This window comes from Pontibacter harenae (assembly GCF_020907245.1).
GTDB lineage: Bacteria > Bacteroidota > Bacteroidia > Cytophagales > Hymenobacteraceae > Pontibacter > Pontibacter harenae.
In genome coordinates, this window is the sequence record NZ_JAJJWH010000009.1 from 23,443 (window position 1) to 40,544 (window position 17,102).

Here is a 17,102-nt window from a genome sequence, read left to right on the forward strand (position 1 = left end):
CTTACTCTCCTAAAAAAAGCATTGGCTGGAAAGCGAACAAAATTCCTTACAAATATCTATTACCAAGGCTAGAGACACTATTTATAGAAGGTGAATATAATTTGGTCTAATTTGTTATTGTATTGCTAAATTTAAGTAGGTCTATATAATTGGGACGTATCTTTGGAAGTATAGCCCCCTGCGAAATTGCCATTCTAGTTTATACATGAAATGGCAAGGTTATCTTAACTAGAACTGAAAAAGGAAGAAAAGCAATAAGAGCCTTTATAAATTGATACCACTAACCAAAGCACCATTAAGAAGAGAAGAAAGGCCTTCTGTTTCCCATAGAATTACGAAGTTGGATGGGATACGGGGAATATTTAGTTTGATTATCATTCTGGCTCACCTACCCGAACAACACCTGCCTTTTAATTGGCACAGCAGTTTTATAGTAAGAGAATCATCTATACTGGTAGATTTTTTCTTTGTGCTGTCGGGATTTGTCATAACGTATAATTACCAAGCCTTTGCGTCAACCTCAGGTTTCAAAGTTTATTTAAAGAAGCGGTTCGTTAGGTTATACCCATTGTTGTTTTACACTACTACGGTTTTCCTGCTATTTAAACTAGCTTTCAACCTCTACCTACCGCACCTGGTAAATTTAAATGAACCGACCTCAGCACTTCTTCTGCAGTATTTAGACACTATATTATTTCTGAATTCTACTCCCTTGTTAGGTGCTACGCTAGCTATGAACGGCCCTTCATGGTCTATATCAGCCGAAATGATTGTGTATGTGCTGTATGGTCTGGTATTACTCTACAGCGTCACCAAACCCAGAACAAAGACCAAGCTGATGTTAACATTACTAGGCTTAAGTGTGCTGTTTTGCCTGTACAAAGGCGAGTACTTTTTTGGAGGTGACTATGGTTTTATACGCGCTCTACTAGCATTTATAATTGGTTATCTCGTTTTCTTACTGTCGAAGTATACATTCAGGCTGCCCTCGTTTCTAGAGATTTTTATCCCGATAAATATACTTGCCATCTGTTACATGTTGAACATTAGCCATGGCACGACAAAAGAAATGATTGGGTTAGGTGTAGTGCCGCTGTTTTTCGGGCTGTCTATTCTTCTGCTTTTAAAATCGGATGGGTATGTGAGCAAGCTTTTAGAAACGAAACCGTTTCAGTTTTTAGGAGACATATCTTATTCTGTGTACCTTAACCACAACCTGATGATCATTCTCATACCCAGGTTCTTTTTTACCTTTTTAAAACTGGAGATAAATAACCTTACCCAATCGCTTGTACTGCTTACAACTGTTGGTGCGCTAATTTTATATAGCTACTTAACATGGGTTGTAATTGAGAAAAAACTGGGGAAATACTTAAAGCAGAAAATGATAAAGGAGCAACCAAAGTAGAAAGACAAATAAAATTTTCAGTCACGTAATATAGTTTGGAGAAGCCTAGCCGCTTCGTTTTACTTTTGTGGTTATGGTGCAGCTAACTTTCCAAAAGGTTCATCTCATCCTTTAGCGCTACGCCAGTCAGTTTTCTTCGTAAGGCTTCTTTTATCAGGTACAGGCACTTTTCAGCAGCAAAAGCATAAGGTAGTCCTTCTGGTCTGATGTTTGAAATACAGTTTCTTCCTTCATCGGTTGTGCCTAATTTTGGCGCGTATGTAAAGTAGGCACCAAGGCTATCGGGAGAGCTTAGCCCTGGCCGTTCGCCTATAAAAACCAGTGAAAGCTTTGCCCCCAGCAACTCTCCTATTTCATCGGCAACAGCAACTCGTGCCTGCTCTACAACTGTAAGGCTAGCCACTTTGAAGCCTGCCTTTTGCAGGGCGGGCAGCAGTATCTGCAACAAAGGAACAGCATGTGTATTTACTGCAGTAGCCGATAACCCATCGGCCAGCACAATAGCCACATCGGCAAAAGTTTGTCCTTCCTCACTCAACAACGCAGCAGAAGCTGAATGTAAGCGCCGCCCTAAGTCTGGCCGTTGCAGGTATTCCTGCCGATCTGTGGCCAAACTGTGCAACAGATGCACAGGTAACTGAAATTGCTCCAATTCCTCCAAAAGTAAATCCAGGTTCAGGCTCGAAAAGACGGCATCGCGTGCATGTGCATGCGCCATTTTAAAAGCCAGAGATGCCTTCAAAGGCACACTCGTTCCAGCTCTGCCCAACGCAATGCGCGCAGCGGTGAAAGCCTTCAGGCTATCCCATGGGTCTGCTGTTGCTTTGCTTACTTCAAGTTTATCCATCACGATAAAGGGAGCAGGATTAAAGGTTATGGAATTCCTTTGGGAGAAAATTACAGTGTAGGTTCATAATCTGTTTTCTCTTTTAGTGCTTTAGAATTTGCGTAAGCTGATGCCTTTTTTCAGCAGGGAGTAACTGGCCTTGCTCGTTTATGATATCCTGCTCTACCAGCCACTTCTCAAACTCAGGTGCTGGGCGAAGTCCTAAAACCTGTCGCACATACAAAGCATCATGAAAAGAAGTAGACTGATAGTTGAGCATGATATCGTCGGCTCCAGGCACTCCCATAATATAGTTACATCCTGCCACGCCTAAGAGCGTGAGCAAATTGTCCATGTCGTCTTGGTCGGCTTCAGCGTGGTTTGTGTAGCAAATATCCATGCCCATAGGCAAACCTAGCAGCTTACCGCAAAAATGATCTTCCAGGGCTGCTCTGATAATCTGTTTTCCATCATAAAGGTATTCTGGACCGATAAAGCCTACAACTGAATTTACCAGCAACGGTTTATACTTACGCGCCACCGCATAGGCACGGGCTTCACAGGTTTGCTGATCTACCCCATGATGGGCGTTGGCCGATAAAGAACTTCCTTGTCCCGTTTCGAAGTACATTACATTATTGCCCACTGTGCCTCGGTTCAAAGCTAACGTAGCCTGCCTTGCCTCCTCCAGCATGGCTAAACTGACACCGAAGCTGGTATTCGTTTTTTCTGTTCCGCCTATAGATTGAAAAGTAAGGTCTACGGGAGCAGATTTATTGAGTAATTCGAGAGACGTTGTAACATGGCATAAAACACAGGACTGTGTGGGTATACTAAACTTCTCCCGTACATTATCCAGCATTTCCAATAAGCTTCTAACAACCGCAGGACTATCTGTGGCTGTGTTTATGCCAATCACGGCGTCTCCACTTCCATAGAGCAGGCCATCTATCAAACTGGCAGCTATGCCACGGCCATCATCTGTCGGGTGGTTAGGCTGTAGCCGGGTAGAAAGGCGTCCTTTCAGTCCGATGGTATTGCGGAAACGTGTTACCACTTCACACTTTCGGGCTACGGCAATCAGTTCCTGGTTTCTCATCAGCTTGCAAACAGCGGCTACCATCTCGGGCGTCAACCCTGGGGGAAGCCTTTGCAGAGCAGCTGTATCGGCGGCATCAGATAGGAGCCAATCACGCAGGTCTCCTACCGTAAAATGGCTGATATATGCAAATGCCGCTTCATCGTGTTCATCTAAAATCAAACGCGTCACCTCATCCTGCTCATAAGGTATAAGCGCCTCCTTCAGAAACACCTTCAGCGGCACATCAGCCAAAGCTATCTGAGCAGCCACTCGTTCTTCATAGCTTTGCGCCACCACGCCTGCCAACACATCGCCAGAGCGCAAAGGAGAAGCTTTTGCTAAAAGCGTCTTCAGGTCCTTAAACTGATAAGTGTGGTGGCGGACGGTGTGGCTATAATGCATATTAAAAATAACCTAAAGTTTAAAAGAAATTGGTAGCTACTATAGCTGCGAACCTATACGCTTACTACCTTGCTTCCAGCAGGGCATCGTCCGAAATTTTGTGGCGGTGCCTGCCTAATAGCAAGTAAACTCCTAGCATCAGGAACAATCCAGCGAAGAAAATAATGCTTAGCATGAAATTATAGTATACAATAGCCACCAAACTCACGACAGACAATAACAAGGCGATGGCTGGAAACCAAGGATAAAAAGGAGCGGTAAAAGGTCTTTCCAGTTGCGGCTCCTTCCTCCGAAGATTAAACAGGCTGATCATACTGATGATGTACATGACAACCGCCCCAAGCACCGACAGGATAATAACCTGATCGGTAGTACCCGTAAGCAAAGCCAGGCAACCCACTAGGCCACCAGCCACCAAAGCCCAATGCGGTGTGCGAAAACGTTTGTTAACATCTGCCAAAAATGTAGGCAAGTAGCCGCTGCGGGCCAGGGCAAACACTTGCCGCGAATACCCGATAACACAGCCATGAAAAGAAGCTATCAGGCCGAAAAGCCCGATACTGGCAAAAAGATGCGTCCAGTTGCTGTCTCTACCCATTACCAGTCCCAAAGCCTCTGGCAAAGGATAATCGATGTTACTTAACCGCTGCCAATTAGCTACACCACCCGTTAAAACCATTACGCCCAATGCCAGCAGTACCAGCGTAGCCAGGCCGTAAATGTAACCTTTCGGGATGTTGCGTTTAGGATCTTTTACCTCTTCAGCTACCATAGCCACACCCTCTATAGCCAAGTAAAACCAAATAGCAAAAGGCAAGGCAGCAAAAATACCTGCATACCCAAAAGGCAACGGATCAGCTAGAAAAGTAGCAACCTTAAAATGCGGAGCCACTAGCCCCATATAGAGTAACAGTTCACCTACAGCCAGCAAAGTAACAACCAAGGAAAAAATTGCAGACTCTTTTATTCCGAGTAAATTGATGCCGATAAACACCAGGTAGCTAGCCAGTGCAGTGTACAAAACAGGAATGCTTGGATATAAGAAATGTACATAACTGCCCAGGGCAAAAGCTATAGCAGGAGGAGCAAAAAGAAATTCAACTAAAGTAGCGTAGCCAGAAACAAAACCGCCAATGGGTCCAAAGGCACGATAGGCATAGGCAAAAGGCCCACCTGCATGCGGAATAGATGCTGAAAGTTCTGTAAAGCTGAAAATAAAGGTTACATATAGCACTGTAATCAGCAATGTAGCTACAAGAAAGCCAACCGTACCGGATACAGCCCATCCGTAGTTCCACCCAAAGTATTCGCCCGAGATAACCAAGCCTACCGCGATGGCCCACAAATGTATTGGCCTCAACACTTTTTTTAAGCCAGTCTCAGCGTTTTGCATACTTTTATTAATTGATTAAGCTCTTAATATAGAAATAAATCTCTATAAAACAGCATAAACCCTTAGCTGAAAACGCTTTATAACTTGGTACAGGCAACCTGCGAATTCAGATTTATCTAAATTATTATTGCTCGTTCTTCACCTCAACAAAAAAATAAAAAGTTAAACCGACTGATAAGTTTCTACCCGAATTGCTTACCTAAGATTTAGCACAGAACTCTAATTTTTCGTATGCCATGTGTTTCTCAGGTTATGCAGTTGTGCGTTTTCTGTTTGTGCTCTATGGCGGTATACTTAGATCATGTTTAAATTTTAGATAAAGGAAAAAAGAGCGAGCCAGTCCGTAAGTTAAAAGTGACCAAACAATCAAGCTTATGGAATCTCAATATAAGAGACTTACTGACTCACAATGGGAAATGGTATCGCAATCGCTGCCTACAGATAGGAATCGGCGGCACAGCCTGCGGGTTATAGTAGATGCGATCTTTTACGTGCTTCGGGTCGGGTGCCAGTGGCGGAACCTGCCGCCAGAGAACTTTCCCAAATGGCAGCTGGTCTACTACTATTTCCGCAAGTGGCAGGTGGGCTGCACGCTCGAGCGGCTTAACTTCTCGCTCAACAGGAAAGAGCGCGCAAGGCATGGCAAAGAAGACTCACCGAGCCTGATGAGCATTGACTCCCAGTCTGTTAAGGCGGCCCCTTTTGTGTCCGAGGAGACGGGAGTGGACGGCAACAAGAAGGTCAAAGGACGCAAGCGTCACGTGATCACTGACACGCTGGGACTGGTATGGGGGGGGTGGTACATGCTGCCCACTTGGCTGACGGGACGCTGGCTGAGCGGGTGGTGGCCCCACTGCGGGGCTATCTGCACTGCATGGAAACCATACTGGCTGACGCAGCCTATGAGAAGGTGTTTATGGAGTGGGTGAGCGAAAACCTGTTGGGGGTGGATTTTAAGATAAGCTCCAAACCACCAGGAACAGAAGGTTTTGTGCCGGTGAAATGGAGATGGGTCACGGAGCGGGCTTTCGGCATGTTCAGTTTCTTCAGAAGGCTCGACAAAGACCATGAAAAAACACCAGAAAGCGCTCAAAGTTGGGTCTTGTGGCACAGCTGCCAGATAACACTGAACATAATGAACCGAAAAAACAGATGGTTAAATTTTAATCATGATCTTACAGATAAACTTTCGGCAAGTCGGATTTTCCCTTTTTACCTTTTCCCTATTGTATGCGGGCTTGTTTCGCTCGCTTTGGTTCCAGGCAAAGTAGCGGCTCTGCTATTTTTGCTCTTTCGGCGGGAATGAGCAGTATAGTTACCTCGGCAGTAATAGCTGAAATGTATGGCACCGATAAGGTTGGTCAGGTTCGTAATTTGTTTTCCATGATCATGGTTTTCAGCACAGCCCTCGCTCCTGTGGCCATAGGTTTGCTTCTAGATCATGGCGTTACCGTTAGCTAGATAGGCCTTGGCTGTGCAACATTGCTTGGTTTAATCACCATGAACAGTTTCCGTATCAGATTATTGGCAAGGCAACCTGAATCTGTATAACAGTTATAAAGGGCAAGGTGCATCTTTTAGTTACCACTTGTTTTGTTAATAATTCTGAAAGTATAAACCTGGTATCAGGAAATCTGTTTTGAACTGAAAGCAAGATGAAAGCATAAGCTCAACTAAAACCTAGAGCAAAATTGGTTTTTTATAGTGTAAAACTCAAAGCCTCTTACACTTAAACTCTTTACATCTGACAGGGTAAACTTTTATACTATCCTAATTATTCAACTAAAGATAAAACTATGGCAATTGTAAAAGTAATTGAGGTGATCGCTAGTTCAGAAAAAAGCTTTGATGACGCAACACAAAACGCCCTCGTAGAGGCAGCGAAATCGGTTAAAAACATAAAATCTATCTATTTCAAGGAGATGAATGCAAACGTGAAAGACAACCAAATTGTATCTTACGGCGTGAATGCCAAAATCTCTTTTGAAGTAGACTCAATCTAATAATCAACTTGTGGAACATGTTTAAGAAGGGGACATTTAGAATGTCCCCTTTCTTTGCTGTTTCTGATAAAGAAATAATAGTACAGAACGGCACCTATAAAATCTTACAGGTAAATCCGAAGAATCCAGGTGGCTCATACAGGGCACAGTAATAAGTTACTTGTAGAATTCAGGCAGAGGGTTTAGTGTGGTATTCTGCCTTTGGTGCCAGTATGGATAAATAGTTGGTACCTCACTCGCAGCATCTAGTTTCTTCACCTGTTCTGTCGTTAAGTTCCAGCCTACAGCATCCAGGTTTTGCTTTAGCTGCTCCTCGTTTCGGGCGCCGATGATGACGTTAGCAACAGTAGGGCGTTGCAGTAGCCAGTTAATTGCTACCTGGGCAACAGTTTTGCCAGTTTCGGCAGCAACTTCGTCCATGGCATCAATGGTGTTGTAAAACACTTCCTCATTTACAACGGCCTCTGGCACTGGGCTGCCACCTTGTGCAATGCGGCTGTCTTGCGGCAAAGGCTGGTTTCTGCGGTATTTGCCGCCTAACCTGCCAGCAGACAAAGGCGACCAAACAATAGCACCTACCTTTTGGTCGATGCCGAGTGGCATTAGTTCCCATTCGTACTCACGGTTTGCCAGCGAATAATATACTTGATGCGCTACATAGCGGTTCCAGCCATACTTTTCAGATACAGCCAATGATTTCATCAGGTGCCACCCCGAAAAATTGGAAGCTGCAATGTAACGTATCTTACCGCTCTGAACCAGGTCGTCTAGCGTTCGCAAGGTTTCTTCTACGGGCGTATTGCCGTCGAAACCGTGCATGTGGTAAATGTCTATATAATCAGTTTTCAGGCGTCTAAGGCTACCCTCCACCTGCTTTGTCAGATGAAAGCGCGAAGAACCCTGATTGTTGGGTCCTTCGCCAAAAGGAAATGTTCCTTTCGTAGAAATAAGTGCTTTGTCGCGTCGGCCTTCTAGGGCTTTCCCTAAAATCTCTTCCGCAAGTCCTTCTGAATAAAGGTCTGCCGTATCAAAAAAGTTGACACCCGCATCCAAGCAAAGGTCAACCAAACGTGTGGCTTCCGCTACCTGTGTGCTACCCCATGCCTTGAAAAACTCATTGCCGCCACCAAATGTAGCAGTACCAAAACTTAGCACTGGCACTTGAAGGCCAGATGCACCTAATTGTCTGTATTCCATAGTTATAGTTTATATCAATCAAGAAACGATGTACTTATGAACAGCTATTCTTAGCCATGCCACTTACCACTCAATAGGCTCTTTTCCCTGTGCTTTCAGATATTCGTTTGCCTTACTAAAGTGGCGCGTTCCAAAAAATCCTCGGTCGGCAGCAAACGGGGACGGATGGGCTGCTTTAAGCACCAAATGTTTCTGCTCATCTATAAATGCACCTTTCTTTTGGGCGTAGGCACCCCACAGCATGAATACCACGTGCTCCTTCCCGTCATTTACCTTCTGCACGACGGCATCAGTAAACTCCTCCCAACCCTTTTTCTGATGAGAACCAGCATTTCCAGCTCTAACAGTTAAAGTGGCGTTCAGTAGCAACACTCCCTGCTTTGCCCAGCGCTCCAGATTTCCAGTAGAAGGCAAATCTTTACCTAAATCACTTTTTATCTCCTTAAAGATATTCAGCAGCGATGGTGGCACACGTACTTCATCGCTCACCGAAAAAGCCAAACCATTAGCCTGATTTGGACCGTGGTAAGGATCCTGCCCTAAAATAACAACTTTTACTTCGTCGAAAGGACACATCCAGAAAGCATTGAAGATCTGGCTGCCAGGTGGGTAAACTTTTTGACTCGAGTATTCGTCTTTAACAAAAGATGAAAGGTTTTTGAAATATGGCTTTTCAAATTCATCTTGCAGCACTTTTTGCCAGCTTTCTTCTATCTTTACAGTCATACGTTAGTGTGGATAGCGGGATTTAGGTCAAGAAACTTATTCAGTAAGTGATACAGTTACTTTCTGAAACAGTTTCTAAATTTTAGAAAAAACTCTGTATCATGGAAACAAAAACTACAGAAGGTGTAAAAATCACTGTCACGACGAATTATTTACCTGATTATTCTAGTCCTGTACAGCAGCACTATGTTTTTGCGTACAAGATTCTAATCGAAAACAAGAGTGAGTTTACTGTAAAGCTGTTGCGCCGCCACTGGTTTATTCACGATGCTACGGGCACTATGCGCGAAGTAGAGGGCGAGGGTGTCGTTGGTCAGCAACCAACTTTAGAACCAGGAGAGTCGCATGAGTATGTATCAGGCTGCAACCTGAAAACGGGTGTGGGTAAAATGCACGGCAACTACCTGATGGAGCGCTTAGTAGACGGTAAAAAGTTTGAGGTATCTATACCTGAATTTACGCTGATTGTGCCTTACAAGCTAAATTAAACTGACGGCATTGACTTCAGAACGGTTCACATTTCAGTTCCTGCACCTACACAAGAAATTGACCATCTTTATATTTGAAGCCAAAGCAATTTTAGTAGTACCATAGTATAAACTGCACACAAAATAGCTGCTGATTTTTTTGAATATAGTTCTATTTTTGCACTCAAGCTTGTTTCAAGTACTTAAGTACTCCGAACTGCTTTATCAACTAACCTCATACAAAGACAAATAGTGCTACCTTTCCGCTTTGCGAAAGATTACCTACTCTACAGACTTCGGTCTTTTAAGCTTCACGGCGTACATTCTCCTTTTATTTTTAAGCTCTACCACCAGGTAATTCAGCACGATGGCACTTATTACACTTATAACGAGGTAGAAGAGCTTCGGCAGAACTTGCTACAAGATGCACGTGTGCTACAGGTGACTGATTTTGGGGCAGGGCCTATCGGTGGGAATAAGAAAGAAAGGAGTGTGAAAGAGATAGCACGCACTTCGGCAAAACCTGTTAAATATGGCCAGCTGCTCTACAGGCTGGTCAATCACTTTCAGCCAGAAGTTATCTTCGACTTAGGCACTTCGCTAGGAATTACTACAGCCTACATGGCCGAGGCCAGGAAAATGGCTAAATTCTATACTTTTGAAGGCTGCCCTGCCATTGCCGCAGTAGCACGCGAAAACTTAAAACAGCTCGGTTTAAGGCATGTACAGTTAGTGCAAGGAAATTTAGATGATACACTGCCTGCGCAGGTGAAAAAGGTAGAGAAACTGGATTTTGTGTTTTTCGACGGTAACCACCGTTACGAGCCAACCATGCGCTATTTTAACACCTGCCTAGCTAAGCACCACGAGTACAGCGTTTTTGTTATCGACGATATTTATTGGTCTGCAGAAATGAAAAAGGCTTGGCAGGAGATAAAGCAGCATCCTAAAGTACTCCAAACAGTTGATTTGTTTTTTGTAGGGCTAGTGTTCTTTCGGACTTCACAGCCAAAAGAACACTTTACACTTTACTTTTAGCACTGCCTCCTGCCGCAGACACTCACAGGTCTGGAAGACGCTTTGAGGTCTTTGAAGAAGTATAAAAACTGTGGCTTAACTAAGCCTTACTCTTTCAGTACCATATCAATACAAAGCACAGCACCGAGTAAAAGTACTCGTAAGTTATTATCAGCAGGCACCATGTCTCCTATGCTTAGCACATAATTATCAGCAGAGGTGAAAAACTCTTTACCGATGCCAGCCCATTTCTTGGTTACCTTTGCAAATTCCATATCATCTTTGATAAAATTAAAGTCCCAGCTCGACCATTTGCCTTTCAGCATAAACAGGAAGTTATCGTTCGCATCCACAATGCTAAACTTACCACCTATCGAAAAGAACTGCTGCTTTAATCTTCCAATTACATTGTCATGCTCATCCAACACCTCCACTTTCGACATAAACAAAGAAATACCACGGCGTAATGTAAGCACCTTCTCCCCTTGATCGCTTCTAACTTCGATATTGAAGGGAGTCATTCTTTTATAATCTGTGAAACGAAGTAAACGGGTAAAGAAGCCCAGATTTTCTTCACGGCAGTACATCAACAACTCGTTTGTTTCTGGGTTATAAACATCAAAATTGTTAGCAGCTTTGAACATGCCCACATGTTCTTTCACAAAGTATAAATTATGGTTCAGTATCGGGTGCATGTTTGTCTTTTGTTTAGGAAGATAACGTTCTTCTAAAGCTAGAAATAAAATTCAATATTCTATATATAGCAAAGCTTTTTGTTAAGATACATCATAAAAAAATGCCTTCTACAGCACGTAGCTATAGTAGGCACAAAAGTTTAAGCTGTAAAAATAAGCAGCTGATGCTTTAGCTAATTGCTTGTCTGATTCTGATGAGCTTTTGAAGCAGTCCTTCCAGTTGATCTAGCGGCAACATGTTTGCTCCATCCGACTTGGCTATGTTTGGCTGCGGATGCGTTTCTATAAACAAGCCATCGGCACCTACTGCAATGGCTGCCTTGGCTATGGTTTCAATCAAGGCTGGCTTACCACCTGTTACACCAGAGCTTTGGTTGGGCTGCTGCAGCGAGTGTGTTACGTCCATCACTACTGGAGCACCTGTGCTTTTCATTTCTGGTATGTTACGGAAGTCTACCACCAAATCAGAGTATCCAAAGCTGTTGCCTCTATCCGTAAGTATCACTTTCTCGTTACCTGATTGGTGTATCTTATCCACTGCGAAACGCATGGCCTCACCAGATAAGAACTGCCCTTTTTTGATGTTGACTACTTTACCTGTTTTAGCAGCAGCAATCAGCAGGTCAGACTGGCGGCACAGGAAAGCAGGTATCTGAAGCACATCTACGTAAGCAGCCGCCATGGCTGCCTCCTCTGTTTCATGAATATCTGTTACCGTAGGCACCTCAAAAGTTTCGCTTATCTTCTGCAGAATTTTCAATGCTTTTTCGTCGCCGATACCTGTAAAAGAGTCGATACGGGAGCGGTTTGCTTTGCGGTAAGAGCCTTTAAATATAAGCGGAATCTCTAGTCTGGTTGTTAACTCTTTCAGGCGCTCAGCAATCTGCATGGCTATCTCTTCGCCTTCTATGGCGCATGGGCCAGCCATCAGGAAAAAGTTACCAGAATCGGTAAAGCTAAGTTTTGGTATTTCAAACATAGTGTATTTCTTTCTTTTCGATGTGGTAAAATTAAGTAAATATCGATAGCGGTGCCTATTTCTTTTTCAGGCAGATAAACAGCTCCTGCCCTTTCCTGGGTTTGATAGAATTGTAGGCTCTCTCGAAATGCACAACCTCAAAGTATGGCTCAAAATAAGATCTGTACTCTTCGGCGTTGCCGCCAAAAGGTGGCCCCTCCTGCTCAAACTGCCTATCGAACAACAAGCCTACTAATTTACTGCCAGGATAAAGCAACTGCGCACATTTCTGAGCATAAGCACTTCTGAGAGTTGGCTCCAGTGCACAGAAAAATGTCTGTTCCACAATCAGGTCGAACTGTAGCGTTAAGTCGAAGAAATCCTGCAATAGTAGTTGCTCTTCTGGAAAATCAGGAACACGTTTAAAAAAGTTACGTAAAGGGGCATCAACAACATCTGCTATATATACGTTTTTGAATTGATTTCGGAAAAGGTACTCTGCCTCATACGCATTGCCACATCCTGGAATTAGTATGCGAAGCTCGGGATTTGTAAGTTGTTCGAAATATTCCTTTAAAGGTGTCGTTATACTTCCAGCGTCCCAGCCAATCTGATGTTTCAGGTAGCGGGATTGCCAGTAAGCAGTATTAAATTTTGTACTCATATTTATGTATATCTGACTAAAACACTATATTTGATACTTGCACATTGTTGGATTGTCTTGTACAGTTTACAGTTCAATTATATGGCTATAAAATAAAACATCTAACAGATATTATATGTCAACGCAAACTCCTGAACGTAGAGGAAACAGAAAGCTCCTCATTGGCGGGCTCTTCCTTATCCTGGTAAGTATAAACGGAATTCTGATTTACATGAATTATCAGAAGAAAGAGAAAACCGAAGAGCAGGCTGAGATTATAAAAGTAAAAAATGTAGAACTTGAAAACCAGATTAAGGTATACGAGGCTCTTAAATCAGATTTTGAACGCCAGAGCCAGGAGTTACAGGCTATGGGTTTAGAGAATGATTCTCTGGAAGCAAAGATTTCTGCTATTACCGCTGACCTGAACGAATTGAGAGGCTTCAGAAACCGAAGCTACAACTTAAGCGACCAAAGGCGCTTCCGCGACAGAGCTGCAGCTTTTGAAGAACAGCTAAAAGTTAAGGACAAAGAAATTGCACAGTTAAAGCAGGACAATGAAGTACTTTTTACAGAAAACAACACGCTTAAAACAACTCAAAACAAGCTTAGCGACAGCCTTACTACTGTAAAAGCCACGAATCTAGACTTAACAGAGAAGGTAAAAGTTGCTTCGCGCCTGGAGGCCCAGGATATTAATGTAAACATCATTAACCAGCGCGGTAAAGATAAAGACGACAAAGACAATGAGTTCCGGGCAAAGCGTGTCGATAAAATAAGAGTTGCATTTAGGCTTGCCAAAAACGATGTTGCCTCTAAAGAACCAAAAACAGTTTACATGCGCCTGATTGAACCAGACGGTGCAGCACTCTACAACTTGTCTACTGGCTCAGGAACATTCCAAATTGATGGCGAAGATGTGTACTATACTGCTAAGCGTGATTTTGTATTCGATAATACGCAGCAACAGCTAAGCTTCTTGTACAGCAAAAATGCAGCATACAAAAAAGGCGAACATTCTATTGAGTTGTACTCCGATGGCTTCCTGATTGGCAGAACAAGTTTTGTACTGAAATAGCAGAGAACATAGCAGCTACTTATAAAGAGAAATGCCCCACCTCTAATCAAGGTGGGGCATTTCTCTTTAGTGCCATCGTAAACAATACAAATAAAAAAAGCCCCATCCTGAGGTGGGGCTTTAGTCCATCGTTCACATGTAATAAATAGCTCTAACGTTTCCGTTAGAAATTAATCAACAAGAATCTTTCTATCTTGAATAACTTTAAAATTTTCTACCATTTTTACCGATTCACTCACTTCCTCCGTAAAGATAGCGATAAAACTGTTAGGCTCAGCATGTTCAAGGGCGTAAGCTATGGCCCTCATCTCTTCTGGAATAACTTTTATAGGTTTATAACCTCCTGTTTCATTTATGCCTTCTAATAAAGGGCCTGTAATTTCTTCCGCTGTTTTGCCGCGTAAGTCACTGTCAAGCCTTACAATAATTTCGTCAAATAGCTCCCCAGCCAACTTTCCTAATTCGTAGGTGTCTTCCCTTCTACGGTCGCCGATACCTGCTACGATACCTACTTTCTTGGATACTTCCAGGTCCTCCATAAAAGCACCAACGGCCTTCAAGCCTCCTACGTTGTGGGCGTAATCTACGAGCACCTCAAAATTAGGAAACTTAAACAAATTCATTCGCCCAGGCGTTTTGGCAGGAGAAGGTATAAAAGTGCGCAGTGCCGTTTTTATATCTGTCACCTCAAAATGGGAAACATAACCTGCTAGGGTAGCCGCTAACGTATTCTCGATGTTGAACTTGGCTTTACCCCCGAAGGTTATCGAAACATCGGCCACGCGGTCTATCCTGATCTTATAACTGTTTTTAAAGATTGATATATAACCGTTCTCAAAAACAGCAGCTAATCCGCCTTTGGCTATATGCTTTAGTATGCGCGGGTTGTTTTCGTCCATGCTAAAGAACGCCACTTTGCACTGCACCTCCTTTGCCATGGCATACACCAGGTCATCATCGGCATTAAGTATAGCATAGCCATCTTTGCAGACACTCTTCGGAATAACAGCTTTTACCTGCGCTAACTCCTCTAACGTATGGATATCACGCATCCCCAGATGGTCTGAGCTAACGTTTGTTACAATACCTATATCGCAGGTCTGAAAGCCAAGGCCAGATCGCAACAAGCCGCCGCGTGCACATTCCAGTACTGCAAAGTTAACAGTAGGGTCTTTCAGAACAAACTCTGCACTGTAAGAACCTGTGGTGTCTCCTTTTTCCAGAAGCTTATCCTGAATGTAAATGCCATCTGTAGTAGTATAGCCAACTTTATAGCCTTTACTCTTGACCATGTGCGCAATCAGGCGAGTAGTAGTGGTTTTACCGTTTGTACCTGTAACGGCAATAATGGGTATACGCGCTGGATTGCCACGCGGGAAGAGCATATCTATAACAGGTTCTGCTACGTTGCGCGGCAAACCATAGGTAGGAGAAATATGCATTCTAAAACCTGGAGCTGCATTCACTTCCAGCACAGCACCATTAGCTTCGTTCAAAGGAATGGCTATATCAGAAGTCATTACGTCTATTCCACAGATATCTAGCCCGATCAGCCCCGCAATGCGCTCTGCCATTAGAATATTGTAAGGGTCTACCAGATCTGTAACGTCGGTTGCGGTGCCGCCAGTACTTATGTTGGCCGTACTTTTCAAATAAAATATCTCGCCAGCACTTAACACCGACTTAGTAGTAAGGCCATGCAGTTTCAGCAGCTTACGGGTTTGCTTATCAATCTTGATTTGGGTGAGCACCTTTTCGTGCCCTATGCCTCTTCTAGGGTCTCTATTTTCCTTATCAATCAGTTGTTTTATGGTTGAAGTACCATCTCCAGTAACTAAGGCAGGAGTTCGTTTGGCAGCTGCCACAAATTTTTTGTTGATAACCAACAACCGAAAATCGAAGCCTTGAATGAATCGCTCCACAATAACACCATCAGAGTATTTATGGGCATCGTCAAAAGCTTTATAGGCGTCTTTTAAAGTATTCACATTTATTGTCGCGCCCTTGCCATGGTTGCCGTCGAGGGGTTTAAGCACTAACGGGAACCCTAGCCATTTTACAGCACGTTTCAGCTCTTCGTGCGAGTAAACGGTTGAACCTTGCGGCACAGGCACACCAGCCTCACCCAGCATGTCTTTAGTAGCCTTCTTGTCTCCAGCAATTTCTACGGCAAAGCAGGCCGTACGGCATGTCATGGTGGCCTGTATGCGCTTTTGATTTACTCCATAACCTAACTGAATTAGCGAGTGACGATTCAGGCGAATGTATGGAATACCACGGCTGACAGCTTCAGAAACGATAGCGTAGGTACTTGGGCCGAAATACTCATCTTCTCTTATCTCGTGAAGGCGGTTGATGTCATCACTTATTTTGTAGGCCTCGCCAGACACCAAGGCATTAGTAACCCTTACAGCAGCATAGGCAGCATACTCCCCTGCCCTTTCTTCTTGGTAAGAAAATACTACGTTTAAATGATCTTCTTCGGGAGCAGGATAACAACGGCCGTAGCCGCTCTCCATACCTGCCAATGTCTGCAGTTCTAAAGCCACATGCTGCACCACATGACCTAATGTAGTGCCTTCTTCAACTGAATTAAAGAAACCTCCCTCAACGCCTTCTGAAGAGCGATGGCTCTGCATGCCAGGAAACATTTTCCGTAAGCGCTGAAGAAAGTGGGGAATGTTGTTTGTTTGCTTATCGCGTAGCTCCTCCAGAGCCAATTTGATAACAATGATTTTCGGATGTTCCACAGACCAATAATTTGGTCCGCGCATAACACGCAACTCAGAAACTCTCATGTTTTCGTTACTCTCCGTCTTACTCTCGACTAGTTAAACTTATAATTGATGGCGCATGGTTGGTTACCTGTAACTGTAACCTCTGTTATAGCTATAGCCCCTAAACAGGTTAAGCTAAAAATTAGGACTAGTTTTTCCTTTCAAATAGATTAGACAATGAAGGTGAACTGATTTAAGTAAAAATGAATACGTTAAATCTGAGCTAAAGATTAAGGTTTTGCCAAAATCACAAAGGATTGATAATATCCTCGCCACTGTCATTTTTAGAACAGCTATGGAAAGAGAAAGCTAAGCTATGCCTTTATCAGAATAACCGTCATGAAACTCCAAAGACTGCTTAAAGAGGGATAGGGTTCGGTATCAAACAACTCAAGTTGCGATTGATTTGTGCGTTGAAATTCAACCCACCC

Annotated in this window: 17 protein-coding genes and 1 pseudogene; 9 read left to right on the forward strand and 9 right to left on the reverse strand. The window is 43.5% G+C overall.

What is annotated here, in order from left to right; translation table 11 throughout:
- Window positions 1-271 precede the first annotated feature (271 nt).
- On the forward strand, window positions 272-1,408 hold the full coding sequence (locus tag LN893_RS06780; RefSeq protein ID WP_229969046.1) for an acyltransferase family protein: 1,137 nt from the start codon (window positions 272-274) through the stop codon (window positions 1,406-1,408).
- 82 nt (window positions 1,409-1,490) lie between these two features.
- Here the strand turns inward: LN893_RS06780 and eutC are convergent, their stop codons facing one another.
- From eutC to eat, 3 genes are all read right to left on the reverse strand, one after another.
- Window positions 1,491-2,255 (reverse strand): ethanolamine ammonia-lyase subunit EutC, encoded by a 765-nt coding sequence (gene eutC, locus LN893_RS06785; protein WP_229969047.1) that lies wholly within the window; start codon window positions 2,253-2,255, stop codon window positions 1,491-1,493.
- Window positions 2,256-2,337: 82 nt separating this feature from the next.
- Window positions 2,338-3,717, reverse strand: a complete 1,380-nt coding sequence (locus LN893_RS06790) for an ethanolamine ammonia-lyase subunit EutB (RefSeq protein ID WP_229969048.1) — start codon at window positions 3,715-3,717, stop codon at window positions 2,338-2,340.
- Between the two features lie 64 nt (window positions 3,718-3,781).
- On the reverse strand, window positions 3,782-5,110 hold the full coding sequence (eat, locus tag LN893_RS06795) for an ethanolamine permease (RefSeq protein ID WP_229969049.1): 1,329 nt from the start codon (window positions 5,108-5,110) through the stop codon (window positions 3,782-3,784).
- A 416-nt stretch (window positions 5,111-5,526) separates the two neighbouring features.
- Between eat and LN893_RS20695 the strand changes: the two are divergent.
- The 5 genes and pseudogenes from LN893_RS20695 to LN893_RS20530 form a co-directional block, all read left to right on the forward strand.
- A pseudogene (locus LN893_RS20695) lies at window positions 5,527-5,655 on the forward strand (transposase); the annotation flags it as partial.
- A gap of 242 nt (window positions 5,656-5,897) precedes the next feature.
- Window positions 5,898-6,416, forward strand: coding sequence for a hypothetical protein (locus LN893_RS06805; protein WP_229969051.1), 519 nt, complete (start codon window positions 5,898-5,900; stop codon window positions 6,414-6,416).
- Window positions 6,413-6,571: a hypothetical protein gene (locus LN893_RS06810; protein WP_229969052.1), complete on the forward strand. Its 159-nt coding sequence runs from the start codon at window positions 6,413-6,415 to the stop codon at window positions 6,569-6,571. The genes LN893_RS06805 and LN893_RS06810 overlap by 4 nt, the downstream gene beginning before the upstream one ends.
- Before the next feature lie 335 nt (window positions 6,572-6,906).
- Window positions 6,907-7,113 carry a dodecin family protein gene (locus LN893_RS06815; RefSeq protein WP_229969053.1) on the forward strand — a complete coding sequence of 69 codons (207 nt, stop codon included), beginning with the start codon at window positions 6,907-6,909 and terminating at the stop codon, window positions 7,111-7,113.
- 17 nt (window positions 7,114-7,130) lie between these two features.
- The gene (locus LN893_RS20530) at window positions 7,131-7,265 is read left to right on the forward strand and encodes a hypothetical protein (RefSeq protein ID WP_255709919.1); all 135 of its coding nucleotides are present in this window, start codon (window positions 7,131-7,133) and stop codon (window positions 7,263-7,265) included.
- A 4-nt stretch (window positions 7,266-7,269) separates the two neighbouring features.
- Here the strand turns inward: LN893_RS20530 and LN893_RS06820 are convergent, their stop codons facing one another.
- Together LN893_RS06820 and ung are read right to left on the reverse strand one after the other, a co-directional pair.
- Window positions 7,270-8,310, reverse strand: a complete 1,041-nt coding sequence (locus LN893_RS06820) for an aldo/keto reductase (protein ID WP_229969054.1) — start codon at window positions 8,308-8,310, stop codon at window positions 7,270-7,272.
- Between the two features lie 63 nt (window positions 8,311-8,373).
- Window positions 8,374-9,036, reverse strand: a complete 663-nt coding sequence (ung, locus tag LN893_RS06825; RefSeq protein ID WP_229969055.1) for a uracil-DNA glycosylase — start codon at window positions 9,034-9,036, stop codon at window positions 8,374-8,376.
- Window positions 9,037-9,137: 101 nt separating this feature from the next.
- Here ung and apaG point away from each other — a divergent pair, with 101 nt between their 5' ends.
- Window positions 9,138-9,524: a Co2+/Mg2+ efflux facilitator ApaG/CorD gene (gene apaG, locus LN893_RS06830; RefSeq protein WP_229969056.1), complete on the forward strand. Its 387-nt coding sequence runs from the start codon at window positions 9,138-9,140 to the stop codon at window positions 9,522-9,524.
- Between the two features lie 231 nt (window positions 9,525-9,755).
- The gene (locus LN893_RS06835) at window positions 9,756-10,541 is read left to right on the forward strand and encodes an O-methyltransferase (protein ID WP_229969057.1); all 786 of its coding nucleotides are present in this window, start codon (window positions 9,756-9,758) and stop codon (window positions 10,539-10,541) included.
- An 86-nt stretch (window positions 10,542-10,627) separates the two neighbouring features.
- Here LN893_RS06835 and LN893_RS06840 read toward each other — a convergent pair whose 3' ends face one another.
- From LN893_RS06840 to LN893_RS06850, 3 genes are all read right to left on the reverse strand, one after another.
- Window positions 10,628-11,215, reverse strand: coding sequence for an LURP-one-related family protein (locus tag LN893_RS06840; RefSeq protein WP_229969058.1), 588 nt, complete (start codon window positions 11,213-11,215; stop codon window positions 10,628-10,630).
- Between the two features lie 169 nt (window positions 11,216-11,384).
- A complete protein-coding gene (gene kdsA / locus LN893_RS06845) occupies window positions 11,385-12,194 on the reverse strand; it encodes a 3-deoxy-8-phosphooctulonate synthase (protein WP_229969059.1) in 810 nt (269 codons plus the stop codon).
- 55 nt (window positions 12,195-12,249) lie between these two features.
- Window positions 12,250-12,837, reverse strand: a complete 588-nt coding sequence (locus tag LN893_RS06850; protein ID WP_229969060.1) for a class I SAM-dependent methyltransferase — start codon at window positions 12,835-12,837, stop codon at window positions 12,250-12,252.
- Between the two features lie 115 nt (window positions 12,838-12,952).
- Between LN893_RS06850 and LN893_RS06855 the strand changes: the two genes are divergently transcribed.
- Entirely contained in the window at window positions 12,953-13,894 is a 942-nt protein-coding gene (locus LN893_RS06855; protein ID WP_229969061.1) for a DUF8428 domain-containing protein, read from the forward strand.
- A 170-nt stretch (window positions 13,895-14,064) separates the two neighbouring features.
- Here the strand turns inward: LN893_RS06855 and cphA are convergent, their stop codons facing one another.
- Window positions 14,065-16,692, reverse strand: coding sequence for a cyanophycin synthetase (gene cphA / locus LN893_RS06860; RefSeq protein ID WP_229969062.1), 2,628 nt, complete (start codon window positions 16,690-16,692; stop codon window positions 14,065-14,067).
- Window positions 16,693-17,102 lie beyond the last annotated feature (410 nt).

Bases quoted from the DNA above. Each gene is read 5' to 3' on its own strand.
- LN893_RS06840 (WP_229969058.1), bottom strand. From the start codon at position 11,215: ATGCACCCGATACTGAACCATAATTTATACTTTGTGAAAGAACATGTG.
- cphA (WP_229969062.1), bottom strand. From the start codon at position 16,692: ATGAGAGTTTCTGAGTTGCGTGTTATGCGCGGACCAAATTATTGGTCT.
- LN893_RS06815 (WP_229969053.1), top strand. From the start codon at position 6,907: ATGGCAATTGTAAAAGTAATTGAGGTGATCGCTAGTTCAGAAAAAAGC.
- eat (WP_229969049.1), bottom strand. From the start codon at position 5,110: ATGCAAAACGCTGAGACTGGCTTAAAAAAAGTGTTGAGGCCAATACAT.
- apaG (WP_229969056.1), top strand. From the start codon at position 9,138: ATGGAAACAAAAACTACAGAAGGTGTAAAAATCACTGTCACGACGAAT.
- LN893_RS06810 (WP_229969052.1), top strand. From the start codon at position 6,413: ATGAGCAGTATAGTTACCTCGGCAGTAATAGCTGAAATGTATGGCACC.
- kdsA (WP_229969059.1), bottom strand. From the start codon at position 12,194: ATGTTTGAAATACCAAAACTTAGCTTTACCGATTCTGGTAACTTTTTC.
- LN893_RS06855 (WP_229969061.1), top strand. From the start codon at position 12,953: ATGTCAACGCAAACTCCTGAACGTAGAGGAAACAGAAAGCTCCTCATT.
- LN893_RS20530 (WP_255709919.1), top strand. From the start codon at position 7,131: ATGTTTAAGAAGGGGACATTTAGAATGTCCCCTTTCTTTGCTGTTTCT.
- LN893_RS06790 (WP_229969048.1), bottom strand. From the start codon at position 3,717: ATGCATTATAGCCACACCGTCCGCCACCACACTTATCAGTTTAAGGAC.
- LN893_RS06805 (WP_229969051.1), top strand. From the start codon at position 5,898: ATGGGGGGGGTGGTACATGCTGCCCACTTGGCTGACGGGACGCTGGCT.
- ung (WP_229969055.1), bottom strand. From the start codon at position 9,036: ATGACTGTAAAGATAGAAGAAAGCTGGCAAAAAGTGCTGCAAGATGAA.
- LN893_RS06820 (WP_229969054.1), bottom strand. From the start codon at position 8,310: ATGGAATACAGACAATTAGGTGCATCTGGCCTTCAAGTGCCAGTGCTA.
- LN893_RS06850 (WP_229969060.1), bottom strand. From the start codon at position 12,837: ATGAGTACAAAATTTAATACTGCTTACTGGCAATCCCGCTACCTGAAA.
- eutC (WP_229969047.1), bottom strand. From the start codon at position 2,255: ATGGATAAACTTGAAGTAAGCAAAGCAACAGCAGACCCATGGGATAGC.